The sequence below is a fragment of the Streptomyces sp. NPDC057280 genome, from assembly GCF_042668605.1.
Taxonomy (GTDB): domain Bacteria; phylum Actinomycetota; class Actinomycetes; order Streptomycetales; family Streptomycetaceae; genus Streptomyces.
Window position 1 is genome coordinate 161,306 of the sequence record NZ_JBHUYR010000011.1, and the last position, 16,277, is coordinate 177,582.

At 69.7% G+C, this 16,277-nt stretch carries 12 protein-coding genes and 1 pseudogene; 6 read left to right on the forward strand and 7 right to left on the reverse strand.

Annotated elements, in window-relative coordinates; genetic code table 11:
• The first annotated feature begins 89 nt into the window (after window positions 1-89).
• Window positions 90-623: pseudogene (locus ACFUO4_RS39495) on the forward strand (hypothetical protein).
• Here ACFUO4_RS39495 and ACFUO4_RS39500 read toward each other — a convergent pair.
• The 5 genes from ACFUO4_RS39500 to ACFUO4_RS39520 form a co-directional block, all read right to left on the reverse strand.
• Complete coding sequence (locus tag ACFUO4_RS39500; protein WP_383494360.1) at window positions 613-1,971, reverse strand: NAD(P)/FAD-dependent oxidoreductase; 1,359 nt, start codon at window positions 1,969-1,971, stop codon at window positions 613-615. The pseudogene ACFUO4_RS39495 and the gene ACFUO4_RS39500 sit on opposite strands and share 11 nt — an antisense overlap.
• Window positions 1,972-2,136: 165 nt before the next feature.
• Window positions 2,137-2,970, reverse strand: coding sequence for a GNAT family N-acetyltransferase (locus ACFUO4_RS39505; RefSeq protein WP_383494363.1), 834 nt, complete (start codon window positions 2,968-2,970; stop codon window positions 2,137-2,139).
• A 115-nt stretch (window positions 2,971-3,085) separates the two neighbouring features.
• Window positions 3,086-5,293, reverse strand: a complete 2,208-nt coding sequence (locus tag ACFUO4_RS39510; RefSeq protein ID WP_383494366.1) for an FtsX-like permease family protein — start codon at window positions 5,291-5,293, stop codon at window positions 3,086-3,088.
• 580 nt (window positions 5,294-5,873) lie between these two features.
• Entirely contained in the window at window positions 5,874-6,677 is an 804-nt protein-coding gene (locus tag ACFUO4_RS39515; RefSeq protein WP_383494369.1) for an SDR family oxidoreductase, read from the reverse strand.
• Window positions 6,678-6,953: 276 nt separating this feature from the next.
• Window positions 6,954-9,734 (reverse strand): AAA family ATPase, encoded by a 2,781-nt coding sequence (locus ACFUO4_RS39520; RefSeq protein WP_383494372.1) that lies wholly within the window; start codon window positions 9,732-9,734, stop codon window positions 6,954-6,956.
• A gap of 426 nt (window positions 9,735-10,160) precedes the next feature.
• Here ACFUO4_RS39520 and ACFUO4_RS39525 point away from each other — a divergent pair, with 426 nt between their 5' ends.
• The 3 genes from ACFUO4_RS39525 to ACFUO4_RS39535 all read left to right on the forward strand — a co-directional run bounded on the left by ACFUO4_RS39525 (window position 10,161) and on the right by ACFUO4_RS39535 (window position 13,281).
• Window positions 10,161-10,904 carry an SDR family oxidoreductase gene (locus ACFUO4_RS39525; protein ID WP_383494375.1) on the forward strand — a complete coding sequence of 248 codons (744 nt, stop codon included), beginning with the start codon at window positions 10,161-10,163 and terminating at the stop codon, window positions 10,902-10,904.
• An 84-nt stretch (window positions 10,905-10,988) separates the two neighbouring features.
• The gene (locus ACFUO4_RS39530; protein ID WP_079305911.1) at window positions 10,989-11,459 is read left to right on the forward strand and encodes a carboxymuconolactone decarboxylase family protein; all 471 of its coding nucleotides are present in this window, start codon (window positions 10,989-10,991) and stop codon (window positions 11,457-11,459) included.
• 277 nt (window positions 11,460-11,736) lie between these two features.
• The gene (locus tag ACFUO4_RS39535; RefSeq protein ID WP_383494378.1) at window positions 11,737-13,281 is read left to right on the forward strand and encodes an MFS transporter; all 1,545 of its coding nucleotides are present in this window, start codon (window positions 11,737-11,739) and stop codon (window positions 13,279-13,281) included.
• Window positions 13,282-13,364: 83 nt separating this feature from the next.
• Here the strand turns inward: ACFUO4_RS39535 and ACFUO4_RS39540 are convergent, their stop codons facing one another.
• Complete coding sequence (locus ACFUO4_RS39540) at window positions 13,365-14,492, reverse strand: PP2C family protein-serine/threonine phosphatase (RefSeq protein WP_383494381.1); 1,128 nt, start codon at window positions 14,490-14,492, stop codon at window positions 13,365-13,367.
• 422 nt (window positions 14,493-14,914) lie between these two features.
• Here ACFUO4_RS39540 and ACFUO4_RS39545 point away from each other — a divergent pair, with 422 nt between their 5' ends.
• Both ACFUO4_RS39545 and ACFUO4_RS39550 read left to right on the forward strand, forming a co-directional pair.
• Window positions 14,915-15,172 carry a hypothetical protein gene (locus tag ACFUO4_RS39545; protein WP_383494384.1) on the forward strand — a complete coding sequence of 86 codons (258 nt, stop codon included), beginning with the start codon at window positions 14,915-14,917 and terminating at the stop codon, window positions 15,170-15,172.
• Between the two features lie 129 nt (window positions 15,173-15,301).
• Window positions 15,302-15,538, forward strand: a complete 237-nt coding sequence (locus tag ACFUO4_RS39550; protein WP_383494387.1) for a hypothetical protein — start codon at window positions 15,302-15,304, stop codon at window positions 15,536-15,538.
• A 16-nt stretch (window positions 15,539-15,554) separates the two neighbouring features.
• Here ACFUO4_RS39550 and ACFUO4_RS39555 read toward each other — a convergent pair whose 3' ends face one another.
• On the reverse strand, window positions 15,555-15,989 hold the full coding sequence (locus tag ACFUO4_RS39555) for a VOC family protein (protein ID WP_383494569.1): 435 nt from the start codon (window positions 15,987-15,989) through the stop codon (window positions 15,555-15,557).
• Window positions 15,990-16,277 lie beyond the last annotated feature (288 nt).

Genomic DNA, 16,277 nt, shown 5'->3' on the forward strand with positions numbered 1-16,277 from the left:
TCCCCTCGGTGCCGCGATGGGGCGGGCTGGCACGTCGCGCGGTCCCGTCAGGACAGCAGGGTCGAGGACGAGGGGAACCCACGGCCTCCGTGATCCAGGCGGCTCGTGTCATCGAGAGCGCTGCCGAGAGTGTCCAGGAGACCTGGCACGGCTGGAGATCCAAAGGCAGGGCGCTGGAGAGGTAACTGGCCGCGGTCACAGCCCATCTCGCTTCCGCGCAGCGGGTGCTCGATGCCCTTCAGGCTCTCACGCCCGGCAACGGCCCGGCGACCGCCCCAACTCCGTGGGATATCGCGCTCGTGAGTGTCGCTCCGCCGACGAAGCGGGAGGCCGCGCGCGCCGCGGCAACCGCCGAAGCCGCCGCAGAGTCCTCGGCTACGGCAGGCCGGGGCGACGAGGCGGGCGACGGCAGCGTGACATTTGGCGGGCTCACGGAACAGATCCTGGCCTACTTCGCGCAGGCTGGGGACACTGAGGCCCGCGCTCGCGACGTTGCATCGGCGCTGGGACGCGACACCGACAGCCGCAGCGTCAACGCCGTCCGCAGCACGCTGGACCGTCTCGTCGGCGCCTCGCGCGTCCAGCGGGCTGGCCGCGGACTGTACCGCGCCGTCATGCCGTGAGCCGGCCTCCGGGCTGTGCGGGTTCCTCTCCCCGGCGCAGTTCGCCGCGGGAGAGGAATGCATCCCTCGGGTGCTGCACCGACTCCAGTGACACGATGTCGCGGCCGTAGAGAAGGGCCGTGACCCACACGGCGAACACACGCGTCTTGCGTTCCCAACTCGGTATGGCCAGAACGTGGTAGCCACGGTGCATCAGCCAGGCAGGGAACCCCTTGATGACCAGACCCCGGTACTGGAAGATGCCGCGGCCGAGTCCAAGTGTGGCCACCACACCGAGACTGTGGTGCACGTAGTCCTTGGTCGGACGACCGCGCAGCGACGCCAGGATGTTCTTCGCCAGCAGCTTGCCCTGGCGGACGGCGTGCTGGGCGTTGGGCACGGTGTGCGCGCCCGGGCTCCCGGCCGCGAGATCGGGCACCGAGGCGTCGTCCCCCGCCGCCCATACGTCGGGCACCACCTCGGTGCCCATGGTGACCCGCAGATCCGCCTGTACGGTGAGCAGGCCGCGCTTGTCGACGGGCAGGTCGCTGTGGTTGTGCACGATCGGGTTGGCGGCGTTGCCGGCCGTCCACACCAGCAAGCCCGAGTCGTACTCGGTGCCGTCCGACAGCCGCACCCGGCCGTCCTGGGCGGAGATCAGCTGGGTGTTCAGATGCACTCGCGCCCCCCGTTCCTCCAGTGAACGCACCACCCAGGCGCCCGGCCGATCCGCGACCTCGGGCAGGATGCGGTCCCGTGCCTCGACCAGGTGGAAGGCCGGTTCGTCCGTGCCGATCTCCGGGTACTGCTTGAGCAACGCGGTCGCCAGGGCCAGCAGCTCACTAAATCCCTCCACTCCGGAGAATCCGCCACCGACGACGGTGACGGTGAGCAATTTCGTACGTTCGGGCCCGCGCGGCAGAACGGCCGCACGGTCGAACGAGGTGAGGAGGCGGTCGCGGATCGCCACCGCCTCCTCGACGTGTTTGAGTCCATACGCCTGATCGCTCAGCCCCGGGATCGGGAAGGTCCGGGTGACCGCCCCCGCTGTCACCACCAGCACGTCGTAGGGCAGGTCGAGGGATGGCCCGGACTCCGGGCGGACCGTGACCGTGCGCGCGCTGTGGCGGATCTCCGTCACCGAGCCCGCCACCAGACGCGTGGAGTGGAGGTGCCGGCGGAGAGAGACCGCCGCGTGCCGAGCCTCCACGGAACCGGCCACGACCTCGGGCAGGAAGGGCTGGTACGTCATGTACGGGCGAGGGTCGACGACGGTGACTCGCGCCTCGCCGGGCCGCAACCTCTTCTCCAGGCCCCGCGCGGTGTAGAAGCCCGCGTACCCGCCGCCCACGATCAAGATCTCACGCACGGTGTCCTCTGTTTCTCTCGGTCCTGACCCTCTAGACCGGTCGTCAGCACTCGGTGTGACACGGTGGTCAGATCACCTGCCGGGCGCCGTGCGCCCCCGGCACCCGCGGCGCCGGCGTACGGGCCTGAGAGGCAGCGCGTGCTCCGCGTCCGGACCGGCTGCGGTTCAGGAGGGGAAGGCGAACAGCCGGTACTCGGATATCGTCGTGAAGCCGAAACGTCGGTACAACGCTTCGCCCGCGGGACTGGCCACCAGCGCGGCGCAGCGCATCCCGCGTTTCCGCCCCACCTGGAGCGCGGCGGCCGTCAGGGCCGCGCCGACGCCCCGCCGGCGATGGGCCCGGGTCACGTGGACGAGGAAGATGCCGGCCACCCCGTGGGCGGCGATCACCACGGTCGTCCCGACCACTCGCCCGTCCAGCACGGCGGCCAGCCGGATGATGTCGGCGTTGTCCTCGCGCCCCGACTCAACGCGCACCATCTCGGCCTCCAGCCCGGGCTCGACACCCATCGACACCCGGTACGTCCGGACGAACTCGGCCAGCCGTTCATCGTCCCGGACCGGCTCCACCCGCAAACCGGTGGGAGCGGTGTGCGGGATTGTGCCCGGGTGGGCCGGTTCGTCGAGCGGGAGCGCCATGACGGGGAGGGCGGTGAGCTCTCGTCCACCGCGGCGCCGCAGGACGTCGGCGGTGTCCTCGGGGCTGTCGGGTCCGACCCACCACCACCAGGGAACGTTCGCGAACTCCCCGCGGACGGCCGTCACGTCCGCCCCGTCCGCGGACACCGACCGTACGCGTACGACGCCGTTGAACTGCGGGGTGGCAAGCCCGCTGCGGAACTGGTCGACGGTGTGGCCCGCTCGGCTGTGTGTGCCCCATCCCATGAGGTACTGACGGAAGTTGGCGAACACCGAGGCCGTGGCACCGAGTTCCCGCGGAGCCTCCGTACATGGTGTTCCGTCGTTCCACGTGCTGATCGGGCTTGCCGGGTCCACCATTGCCACTGTCTCCCTCGTGCGGTGGTTCTGGACATCACCGTGTGCGTTGTCGTTGCGGCCAGGGCTGTCCTCCGGAGGGAGGATCAGCGCCGTCTTCTGAGGTCCGGGGAACGATCTACTCGTGGCGTAGTCCCTGCGGTCGCGTCGAACGCCACAATGCCGGCAGGGTCAACAGGGTGACGCCGAGGGAGACGGCTGCCCCGATGCCGGCTATGGCCAGTAGGGTGCTCCAGTCGTGTGTCACAGGCCTCCCCGCGAGTTCGAGCAGCGTGCTGCCGAGGGCCGTCCCGATCGACTCCGCCACGAGCAAACCAAGTCCGATGGGGAGAACGGACTGTAAGAGGACGGACGTGGCGAGCGTACGACGGGGCGTGCCGAACGCGACGAGTACGGACAGGACTCGTGCACGCTCGCGGACCTGTTCCACCGCACCGAGCAGCATGCTCGCCGCGATCAGTACCAGCACGGCGGTCACCCCAGCCAACAGGGCCCGCTTGACTGCGTCGAGGGCAGGGTCGCCCTGGGACCTTTCATCAAAGTCGACGCTGAACGCCGGGTCGAGCCGTGCTGCTGCGGTCCGGATGTGATCCTGCACGTCCTTGAACCCGGTCGCATAGGTAAGGCCGACCGCGCTGACGGCGTGTGCGATGGCAGTGTGCCCGGCCGCTGCGGGAGTGGCCAGCAGGGTCCGTTCAGAGGACACCGCTGCCGGACAGGCGGGGGTCGCACGGACGGTTGCGGTGATGTGCGGCACTGTCCAGCGGGGGCCGTACGTGTCCACGCGCAGTTTCAATCCGGCCGCCCACGTGGTCATGTCGGGCATGGTGTCCTTGGCCGGAGGGACGGTGAGGAAGGCGTCGCCGTCCGAACAGGCGGGCAGCTGTGCCAGCAGGCGCAATTGATCGCAGTCCGCGATCAGGACGGTCTGAGGGAACCCGCCGTCCAGGGGGCTCACCGACACCTCCTGGAACCCGATTGCCCGCTGCACGCCCGGAGTCGTGGCGAGCGGCGGGGCGTACTGCGCCCCTCGCGTGTGGCCGCCGTCGAGGTGGGCGACAGCGATGCGTGTGGAGGCGGAGAGGCCGCGCGCCCCTCCGGCGGTATCGTCCACCGGGTTCTGGGAGAGTCCGGTGAGGAGGGTCTGGAGGGCTACGGCCCCGGCGACGGCAACCGCGATTCCGTTGACCGAGCGGGTGGCAGATTCGCCGTTCAACTGCAGCCCGCGCAGGGCTAGTTGCCAAGGCAGCGGGCCGAATCCGCCGAACAGTCGGGTGAGGCGTTCCACGGCCCAGGGCAGCACCGCTGTGACTCCGACGAGCAACGAGAGGATGCCGGTGAGCACCAGGACGACACCCGAGGTGCCGTACAGGTCGGCAGGGTTGCGTACGGAGATCCGAAGCAGGATCAGTCCGAGCAGGGGAAGTGCTGCTCGCCACCACAGGCGCCGCGCGGTGCTGCCGGACTTCCGGACGACTCCTAGGGGCTCGACGGCCACCTTGTGCATCGACAGTTGCGTGATGCCGAGGGAGAGCGTGAGTACGGCGACGACCACGAGGGCCGCCAGCTGGGGCTGTGGCGTGAGGTCTTCGGTGAAGACACCGAGCCCCTGTATCTGCACCGTGCCTGCGAATTGACGTCCCGTGACGAAGAGCAGCACACCTAGGGCGATGCCTGCCAGTGTGCTGAGCGCGACTTCGCCCGCCGCGATGGTGGCGGTCATCCCACGGTTCGCGCCGACCAGGCGTAGGGCGGCCATCCGCCGGTCCCTTCGCTCACCACCGAACCGTACTGCCGCGGCGATGAAGGCACCGATGGGGAGTAGCAGTACGACGATTCCCACGACGCAGAGGAGGACGAGTTCGGGTGGAAGGGGCTTCTTCGCATAGGTCTTGCCGAAGTGGTCGATCCGCCGCGTTTGCGCTGCATCGGCCGTCATGTGGTCCGCGACCAGATAGAAGACGTGCTCGCCCGGGTCGAGCAGACCTGCGTCGCCTATCTCGCCCGCGACGGGATGGGCCAGCCGCTCGCGCAGCAGTCCGTTTCCCGGTGCGGCCAGCAGGCGGCGCAGTGCAGGAGATACGAGCATCTCCCCGGAGTGTGGGTAGCGCTGGACGCCGGGCGGCAGCGGTGCCGCAGCCCCTTCCGGCTCCACCATGCGCCCTCTGATCTTTTCGCCCCGGAAAACGGTGTCAATATCTCTGACAAGCACAGTGTGATCCGACCGCGCGACGGCACGGTCGCTGAGGTTGACATCGATGCGGTCGTGGATCCGCTGGTCCCTGTGGTGTCTGACGGTCGGCACCGACGCGGCGAACAGCAACATTGCCACCCCCAGGCCCACTCCGACAGCTGTCAAAGACGTGCGGATCGCGCCGTTTCGGCCGCCGAAGAGTGCCAGTCGAGCGCCGAGGGCGAGCGCGCGGAGACCTCCGAGGCCCCGACGTGCAGGTGGGATCACAATATTCCTCTCATACGACCGGGGTGGGGTGTCGTCTCGCGACGCTGGGTGGGCAGCGGAAGGGCGTGAAGGCCGTCTGCGATGCCGAGGCGACTATACTGTGCGCGTATAGTCGAGTACACGTTACCAATGCATCGTCGTACAACGTGTCACACTCTCGCTGACGAAGCACGCAACTCCTGTCCGCCGACAACTTCTCACGCCTGGCCGCTCGGCAGACTCAGGAGCCTTGCCATCTGGCCGGGGCGACCGGTGTTCGTCAGCGCGGCGGCGGGGATGTGTCCGTGCCGGATCTGCGTCGAACGGAGAGCCTCATCCCCTGCCGGTGTTGCGCGATCACCAGCTGGTCGGCTTCGCCGACCCGAGCAACGTGCACGGCACCCCGCCTGATTGCCGACGGAGCAAGGCTCAAAGGCGCGGAACACGGAGGCCATGGCCTGGTCCGTCACTCCGAGGTCTCGGCGGCTGCGTGGTACGCACGCCACTCCGCATAGCGCTGCCGCGCAATGTGAGCACCCGGTGACGGCAGGAGATCCGTGCGTCGGACCCTGGCGCCGAAGAAGGTGCTACGAGAGTCGGTGAAGACCCGGCGATGCTCCGTGTCCGCTGACAGAGCACGGCGGACGACGACGTCGAGCCGGAACTGGTCGGGTCCGGCAATCTCGCCTACACCTTGCAGGGGCTTGGAAACCGCTGTGTGGGCCAGAAGGGCGGCCACTTCGGCGCGGGCGACCGGGCGCACCTCGACTGGCGGCACCCACACGATCCAGTCCTCGGTAGCCGCATCCGCGATGTCTTCAACAGATTCGAACAACTGCGTTGTACGGATGATCGAGAAAGGGGTTCCGGAACCGCGCACCAAGCTCTCCCGCGCCTGCAGCGCCCGGAAGACCCCTTCTGCCCTGATCCGGTCTGTGCCCACCACTGACAGACCGACGTGGTGTGCAACTCCTGCCGCAGTCTCAGCGGCGAGAAGATGCGCCGCGGACCGACTGGCCCGGTCAAGGACGGCATCCTCATCGATCACTAGGCCGAAGTCCTCGGTCAGCGTGCCGTCGTCGAGGCTTGGCAAGCCGGAAAGGTCGACGACGGCGCCACAACCGGCGAGCGTTTCCACCAGGCCCGCCCCTGTCAGAGGGTCGACACCGGACGTCCTGGAGACCACCACGGCCTCGTGCCCGTGACTTTTCACTTGCTGTGCAATCTCCGCCCCGAAAGGACCGGTGTCACCGAAGACCACCACTCGCATACGAGCTCCGTCTCATTCAAAGCAACCTGGCGCGCCACGGGCATGAGACCGAACAGGCCCGTACAGCGCGGCCGTTGCATGGGGCAATGCCCCGGTCACCGCAGCAGACCTTCTGATCCCGGTCAGGAAATTGACAGGGCCGGTGGCCTGGATGTGACACCTAGTGCAATAGATGCGGGTGACTCTCCGCGCACGGCCACGTCACAGGGCCTCATTGCCGCCAAGGCACACTGTTGCGGTATCGATCTGCAACGGTGCCCGCCAGGTGGCGGCGTCTCACCGTGCCCGTGCGCTGTCGAGGACCTGCGGCAGGGCTCGGCGGGAGCTGATGCCGAGCTTCGTGTACACCTTCCGCAGATGCCATTCCACGGTGTGGGGGCTGATGAACAATTCGGCGCCGATCTGTGCGTTGGTCATGCCGTCGGCGGCGAGGGCGGCGACCTGGGACTCCTGCGGAGTCAGGGCACTCGTCGGCGTGGTCTCCCGGACGGCCACTTGCTCACCGGTGGCGAGCAGCTCGCGGCGGGCCCGTTCAGCGAACGCGTGGGCCGGCATCGCGGCGAACATGTCGTGGGCCGTACGAAGATGCTCGCGGGCCTTGGACCGGCGCTGGGCGCGCCGCAGCCACTCGCCGTAGAGCAGGTGGGAGCGCGCCACCTCCACGGCGACCCCGCCACGGCCGAATTCCTCGATCGCCGTGCGGTACAGGCGGTCGGCCGCCTCGCCGTCGGCCAGCAGCGCCGCACTGCGAGCGCTCGCGCCTCGCGCCCATCCGGAGTCGGCGGCGCGGGTGAGTTCGGTCAGGCGGGCCAACGAGGCGCGGGCCTGGTCGAGTTCACCACACCGTGTCGCGGCCTCGACGTGTTCGACCAGGGACAGACCGGTGAAGTTGAACCCGTCGTGCTCGATGCCGGTGCGGGCGGCCTCCATCGCCTCTTCGTAGCGAGCCAGTCCGTTGAAGAGCACCCCCTGGATGTAGCCCATGGCGCCGAGCAGGGACACCTCCCCCCGCTGCACGGCACGCTCTCTGGCCTCTTCGATGATGCTGGCGGCGACGTCCGCCTCGCCCCGCCACGCGGCCAGGACGAGCGTGGCGTACTTGTGCGGGGCGTGGCCGGTCGCGGTGGCGATCGCGTCGGCCTCGTCGATCATCCGGTCCGCCTCGGCGAAGTCGCCGTAGTGGATGTGCACCCCTCCCGCGTAGATCAGCGCCGGCGGCAGGGTGCCGAGCGCTCCGATGTCGCGGGCCAGACGCACCGCGCGGCTCGACAGTGTGTCCCAGGCGTGCAGGTCCCAGGCCCAGTGGATAAACGACTCGAGCGCAACCGGGGCCAGCAGCAGCCACCGTACGGTCGCCTCTCGCGTGCGCAGCTCTTCGTGTTGGAGCAGGTCGAGTGCCTCGCGCAGGGCCGGGACGCCCGTCTGTGCACCGTCGGCGAGCAGGGCCGCCACACCGTCCAGGAGAGCGTCGGCTGCTTTGGAACCCGAGGACGGCGCCCCGGACGCCCGAGCGGCTATCGCCGCGGCGCGGGCGCCGGTCGGGCCGTGGACCCGGCCGGCGAAGATGGTCGCGCTGATCGCCTCCAGATACGTCTCCCTCGCCAGAGGAGATCCGGCCGCGGTGAACTGAGCGGCCGCGTTCAGGAGAAGTGGTGCGGCCTCGTCACTGCGGCTGCGGGCGAACAGGATTCTCGCCCGCAGCCTCGCCAGACGGGCCCGGTCAAGGACACTGAGCGGATACAGGTCGGCGACCGCCGCGAGATCTGTGGCCCGTTCGGGTGCGGCGGCCGAGAAGTGCGCTTCGGCCGCCGCAAGGGCCCGGCGCCCTCGCGGCCAGGGGTCGGGTGTCACCTCGACCGCGCGTTCCAGCAGCACCGCCTCGGCCGCGATGCCACCACGCTGACGGGCGCGGTCGGCGGCCTGCTCCAGCCCTGCGGCGACCTCTTCGTCCGGACCGTCGGCCGCCTGCGCGGCATGCCAGGCGCGCCGGTCCGGGTCCAGGAGGGGGTCCGTGGCCTCGGCCAAGGCCCGGTGCACCGCACGCCGATCCTCCGGCTCGGCTCCGTGGTAGACCGCAGAACGGACCAAGGGGTGCCGGAACCGTACGGGCTCGCCGAATTCGATCAGGCCGGCCGCCTTGGCAGGTGCGGCGTCCGGAGTGATGCCAAGGGAAGTGGCCGCACGGGTCAACAGACGTACGTCGCCGACCGGTTCCGCCGCGGCGATCAGCAGCAGGGTGCGGGTCGCGGCCGGCAGCGCACCGAGCCGACCGGCGAAGTCACGCTCGACACGGCTGGCCACTGGAACCTGGACGACCGGGGCGCTCGACGCGTCGACGCCGTAGGCCAGTTCGGCGGCGCTGCGGCCGCGGGAGAACTCCAGCAGCGCGAGCGGGTTGCCGTGCGTCTCGGCTACGAACCGGTCCCGGACCCGTTCCTCCAACCGTCCCCCCACAGCGCTCTCCAGAAGTTCGCCGGCCGCCGCGGCGTCAAGACCGCTGAGTTGCAGCGCCGGCAGACCTGCGAGCGCGGACTGCCCCTCGGGGTCGCGGACCGCGAACGCCATGGCGACCGGCTCCGCGAGCAGTCGCCGGGCCACGAACTCAAGTGTCTGCAACGACACTTGGTCCAGCCACTGAGCGTCGTCGACCAGCGCCAGCACCGGCCGCGTCTCCGAGGCCCGGGTGAGCAGGGTCAGCACGGCGAGGCCGACCAGGAAGCGGTCGGGCGGATCGCCGACCGCCGTCCCGAACGCCACCCGCAGCGCGTCACGTTGGGGTTGCGGCAGGTCCTCGACGCCGTCCAGGAACGGCGCGCACACCTGGTGCAGGCTCGCGTAGGGCAGCTCCATGTCGGCCTCGACACCGCGCCCCCAGGTCACCTTCACCCGGGATGCATGCGCGGCCGCGTATTCCAGCAGCACCGACTTGCCGATGCCCGCTTCACCTCGTACGACCAGGACACGGGAGGTGCCCTCCCGCAGGCCGGCCAGTAGATCGTCCAGCGCCGCGCACTCGCGCTGCCGGCCGACCAGGTCGGGAAGCGGGCTGGCGATCATGCGGCTCGGCTCCTCGGCGGGATCCGGGGGAACAGGGCTCCCACAGGGGTGTTCGAAAGGATGCTCGCCACGATACCCGCGGCTTCTCCCGCACCGACCGAACAGACACTGTGACTACTTCCACGCCTGAAAACACTCCGAGGTTGTCACAAATCGCGGTCCTGTCCGGTCGTTCCCCACCCAATGATCGTGTCCGTTCGCTGTCGCAGGGGGATCCATGTCGCCGAGCCGTGGTGCGACGTGTCCGACCATGCCAGACCCATCGTGTGAGGGCCGATCGCCAGCGGCACGCGGTCTTTCCGGGCCGCCCTGTCACAGATGCCGGGGCCGCCTGGTCAGGAGGGTACGAGCCATCGCGGCCGGTGCCGTGGCCGAGGTCGCCGCAGACCTGCGGGGCACCGTGCGTGATCAGAGAAGGGAAAGTCCATGAAGGTCGTAGTGATCGGCGGAACCGGACTCATCGGTTCCAAGGTCGTCTCCAAGCTCAACGAACACGGTCACGAGGCGGTGGCAGCCTCCCCGAACACCGGAGTCAACACGGTCACCGGCGAAGGTCTGGCCGACATCCTGAAGGGCGCCTCCGTCGTCGTCGACGTCTCCAACTCCCCCTCCTTCGAGGACGACGCGGTGATGGAGTTCTTCCGCGCTTCCACGACGAACCTGCTCGCGGCGGAGGCCGCCGCCGGCGTCACGCATCACGTGGCTCTGTCGGTCGTGGGCACCGCTCGCCTCCAGCAGGTCGGCTACTTCCAGGCCAAGCAGGTCCAGGAGGACATGATCCGGGACTCCGGGCTGCCGTACTCGATCGTCCACGCCACGCAGTTCTTCGAGTTCGCCAAGACCCTCGCGGACTCAGCGACCAGCGGTGACACGGTGTCCGTCGCCCCCATCAAGATCCAGCCCATCTTCTCGGGGGACGTAGCCGCGGCGGTCGGCCGCACGGCGGTCGGCACTCCGGTCAACGGGATCGTCGAGGTCGCCGGCCCCGACACCTTCACCCTGGAGGACTTCATCCGCAAGAGCCTCGCTGCCCACAACGACCCTCGCACGGTCGTGACGGACCCGACGGGTCTCTACTGGGGTGCCGCTCTGAAGGAGTCCGACCTGCTGCCCGGCCCCGACGCACAGCTCGGCGAGACGCACTTCGCCGACTGGAGCAGCAAGCAGTAGCTGCGGGCACGGAGCCCACGGCCCCGAACTCGCAGCAACGTCACATCAGTTCACCTCCCATCACTCGACTCTCAGGATCCCTACATGGACGCGCGCATCAACTACTTCGGCAACGCTCTCGCGGGCAAGGTCATGAAGCACCTCAACTCGGCAGGGGCCGCTGTGCACTCGGCGCTGCCCGTAGCCACCCAGGAACTGGTGAAGATCCGGGCCAGCCAGATCAACGGCTGCGGGTTCTGCACCGACATGCACACCAAGGACGCCGTCGCCGCGGGCGAAGACCAGCAGCGACTGCACCTGGTCGCCGCCTGGCGTGAGGCGACCGTCTTCACCGACGCCGAGCGCGCGGCGCTGGAGATCACCGAGCAGGGCACCCGTATCGCCGACGCAGCGGGCGGAGTGTCGGATGACGCCTGGGCCAACGCTGCCAAGCACTACGACGAGGACCAGCTCGCCGCACTGATCTCGTTGATCGCGATCATCAACGCCTACAACCGCATCAACGTCATCAACCAGCAGCCTGCCGGCGGCTACACGCCGGGCATGTTCGGCTGACCCTCCCGCTCCGGCCCCGCCGGACACCCATCGTCCGTCTCCCGCTCGCCCCGGCCCACCGAGCGGGAGACGGATCCCCGGCCACTTCCGCAGCGCATCCGCACGACGCCGCAGCACGAACCTCAGCGCCCCGGCTCCCACGCAAAGGCCCACCCGCGAACCACCGCCCCGGGCCGTACACGTCGCGATGCGCACTCCCCCCTCCCGAAGCCCCCGGCACCCGCTGCCCGGCACGAACGCACCGGCCGCCTCCTGGCCACTGTCCCAAGGAGACGACATGCCCCCCTCCCCCGCCCCGGGCGACCCCGCTTTCCTACGCGTCGCCAGTGCCCGTGGTCGATGGACTCTGCTGGCTACCGTGCTCGGCTCCAGTGTGGTGCTGCTCGGCTCGACCGTCACCAACGTCGCGCTGCCGCACATCGGAGACGACTTCGACGCCGACCTGGCCGCACTCCAGTGGACCGTGAACGCCTACATGCTGACCCTGGCGGGACTCATTCTGCTGGGCGGCTCCCTGGGCGACCGCTTCGGCCGGCGCCGGATCTTCGTCCTGGGAATCGTCTGGTTCGCTGCGGCGTCCCTGCTGTGCGGGCTGGCTCCCGACACCACCACGCTCATCGCCGCCCGCGCGCTCCAGGGCGTCGGCGGTGCACTGCTCACCCCAGGCTCACTTGCGATCATCGAAGCCTCCTTCCATCCGGACGACAGGCCGCGCGCCATCGGCCTGTGGTCAGGGTTCGGAGGCATCGGTGCGGCACTCGGGCCGTTTCTCGGCGGATGGCTCGTCGACGGGCCGGGCTGGCGCTGGACGTTCCTGCTGACGATCCCCCCGGCGCTGCTGTGCGTGCCCCTGGCCCTGCGGCACGTCCCGGAGTCCGTCGGCAGACCTCAGCAGCCCACCGACCCGGCCGGTACCCACACCCCGTCCCGGCGGGGCTTCGACCTAGCCGGTGCGGCGCTGGGCGCGCTGACGCTCGCGCTGGCTACCTACGCTCTGACCGAAGCACGTTCCGGCGGGCCAGTCGCCCTTGGCTCGGCCGCGGGCGGCATCGCGGCCGGGGCCGCATTCCTCATGGTGGAGCGGCGCAGCAGCGACCCGATGATGCCCCTGTCGATCTTCTCGTCGCGGCCGTTCACGGCCATCAACCTGATCACCCTGTGCGTCTACGCCGGGCTGGGCGGGTTCTTCTTCCTGACCGCCCTGCAATTGCAGATCGTCGCCGGCTACTCGGCGCTGGCGGCGGGCGCCGCCATGTTGCCGAGCACGGTGCTGATGCTGTTGTTCTCCGCCCGTTCCGGGACGCTCGCCCAGCGCCTGGGGCCGCGCATCCCGCTCACCGTCGGCCCTGTGGTGTGCGGAGTCGGCATGTTGATGACGGCGCGGGTGGGCACGCACGCCTCCTACTTCGCCGACGTTCTGCCCGCCTTGCTCGTGATGGGGACGGGCATGGTCATCATGGTCGCTCCGCTGAGTGTGACGCTGCTGTCATCGGTCGAGGCCGCCGACGCGGGGCTGGCCAGCGGGATCAACAACGCGGTCGCACGCGCGGCCGGACTGGTCTCGGTGGCCGCACTGCCGCTGCTGGTCGGCATGAGCCCGGACGCCTACCGCTCCCCCGACTCCTTCGACACGGCGTTCAACCGGGCCATGCCCCTGTGCGCGGGTCTACTGGTCATCGGCGCGGCAATAGCATTCGCTCTGCTCCGCGAGACTGCGGACACCTCTGACGCACGGCACGGCCGGGCGCACGGCTGGCTGATGGAGCCGCCGCTGGTGTCGCGCTTCGCCCATCACCGGGCTCCCGACCAGGCGGGGCGCTGAGACGCCTCGCCAGCCGGTCCCCACCCCTTCCACCGGCGAGAACCGGCGACGCCCGCAGGTCGGTCCTACGAGTCGGCAGAACATCAGGCCCCGCCCTTTCCGTCGCAGGACAGGTGAAGCACTGCCACGTCGTCCCGCATTCCACCGAACGGAACGGTCAGCAGCGACACGCCACGTACCAGGGCGTCGACGAACGGCTGCGCCTCCAGATGCGCGAGCCCACTGGCCAGCCTCAGCAAGCCCTCCTCGCCGAGCCGTCCGCCAGCCGTACGACCTTCGTAGAGCCCGTCGGTGAACAGCACCACGCCGTCCCCGTCCAGCAGCGCCATCTCGCTCTCACGCCAGTCCCCTTGCCCGGGGAAGAGTCCCAGCGGGAGACCCGGCGGCGGCTCCACCCAACGGACCTCTCCCCCGTGGCGGTACAGAAAGCCCGGGTGGCCGGCGGTGACCATCCGCAGCGTGCGGCGATGGGGCGAGAGGACCAGCGACACCACGGTCGCGTACGCCTCCTCCTCCGCTCGCTCCTCGGTCAGGATGCGTTCGAGCAGGCGGAGTTGTTCCAGCTGGCTCCGCCCGCACAGTACGGCCGTGCGCCATGCCAGGCGCAGATGGACACCGAGGGCGGCCGCTGCGGCACCGTGCCCGGACACATCGCCCATGACCACGTGGGCGCTGCCGTCGTCGCCGTGCACCACATCGCAGAAGTCACCGCCCAGCAACGCGTGCGAGCGGCGCGGCGCGTAGTGGAAGGCGGTCGTGAAGCCGTCCGTCCGCAGCGCCAGGTCGGGCGACAAGCCTCGTTCCAGCACGGCGTTGTCCCGCGCGATCTCCTCGTCCGCCACCGTGCGGCCCGCGAGGGCACGTTGGAGCGCCACCCAGATGTTCCGGCAGAACTCGCCGGGGGCGCTGTGCCGGTGATCGGCCCGGCCCTGCACCGAATTTGCGACGGAGCGGAAGGCATGGGACGTATGCGTGCCCTCGAGAACGAGCATGGCCGCGTCGGGGGCCCGGCGGCGTACCCGCGTGACGACATCGGCCAAGGTCCCTCCGGCCGGTGTGCTGCCCACCAGAACGCACAGCGGGCCGTGGGTACCGCACGCGCGGCATCCCTCCTCGACACTCGTGTGCCAGACCAGCGCATCGGCCAGCCGGTCCGGTAGCAGCCGCCGGACGTTGACCGCGTCCTGTTCGTCCTGCGACAGCAGGACCACTCGGAGGTCGCGGCAGAAGGAGACAGCCCCAGGGGGGCGGACCTCGCGAGGCCGATGTCCTCCACAGCGATCGGCGGCCGGAACGTCCGGCCGCGGAAGGGGGATGCTCATGTGTGGTCTTTCGTGCGGCGAGTAGCGATGGCGGCTCCACGCACGAGTGTCGGCGGCTCGCGTGACGCGCACCCTTTTTCTCCTGCCTGGCCCGATCTGTTCGCTCATGAGACAGGGACGCACACGTATCTGTGACACCAAGATCCCCACCGTGGGCCCGGACGCGGCAGTTGGGGGGATAGCTGCGGCAGTCCGGTTTGCTGTCACGAACCGGGGGCGCTGTCCGGTCAACGAAGAAGAGGCGGAGCTCCTCGCGGAGTTCCACCCGATGTGCCGTCATCGCCGCCGGCAGAGATCAGAGATGAGACCTCATGTTCAGCACTCCCGGAGACTCCCGCACCTGGCTGGTCGGGCTGCCGTGCCGTTCGGACGGCTCCAGGATCGTCTGGCTGTACTACGTCGTGGGCGAGGCGCCGGACAGCGCCGAAGCCCTGTGCGCGGCGGTGCGGCGGGCCGACAGCGCCAAAGAGCGGGCCGCCCGCGGCGACGTGCCCGTGGAACCCGATCGCGCCGAGGTGCAGCGCATCCGACAGCACGTCCTGGGCGACTTCGTCCTGGAAGCCTGCTGAACTCAGGCCGCGTCAGCCACGGCCTGCCAGCCGCGCCACTGTGGGGTCGACGCCTGCGGCTGTCACAAGCGCGCCCGCTGTCCGGTCAGTACGGGGATTGGTGTCCGACACGATCCGAGGAGGACCGGGATGATGTCCCATAGCGTTGATCTTCAGGCGGACCCCGCCACCGTCGCGGCGGCGCTCACGGCCGAGGCGACCGCTCTCGAAGGGCGGCTGCGCCAACTCCGCGAGGCCGTGCACGTCGTGAACGCTCGTATCGCGTCGATCGCCGAGTCCCTCCAGACCCTGCGCGGCACGGCGACGACACACGGCGGAGGTGAGCGTCGCCTCGGACCCCCGGACGACGCCCTCCACCACGGTTGAACACCGCACAGGCCTCTCAGCCCCGCGCCGGCACCTCCTGAAGCACCCACTCGTTGCCGTCCGGGTCGCTGAACTCGGCGTAGGAGTGATAGTCACGGCGCTGCGGGTCGGGTCCCACGATCCGCTTCTCAGCGGTGCTGCGGTGGAACACACCGCTGGTGTCATGGAAGATCTCGCCGGTCGCCACGCCCCTCGCGGCCAGTTCCTGGCAGGCCCGCTCGATGTCGGAGACGACGAGGTGCAGCCCCCGCACCGAGCCCGGAGCAGCCGTGGTGACTCCGGTCCCGAACAGGATCGAGCACGCCGATCCTGGGGGCGTCATGTGCACCACGCGGTAGGAGGCATCGATGGCGTGGTCGGCATCGAGCCGGAATCCGACAGCCTCGTAGAACGACTTCGCCCGGTCGACGTCCGAGACGGGCAGTACCAGAACGGCCAGTCTGAGCTGCAAGGCGTCGGCGCTCTCGCCGGCGGGCAACGTGCCCGCCTCGGCTGACGCGCCCTCGCCTTCCGCTCGGCTGACGGCCCGCGCGGCGTCCTCCACCTCCTCGATCTCCACCCGGTACCGGTGGATCCCGGTCCGCGGACCATTGGCCACGACGGTCCAGCCCTCCACCACACGCCACCTCGCGTCGGTGCCTTGCAGGTACGTGCCGTCGGGCGCGGCGGCGGCCCGCAGTTCGGCATCCAGTGCGGCATGCCGTTCATGCGGCACGCGGAGTTCCAGGGCGAAGCGGCG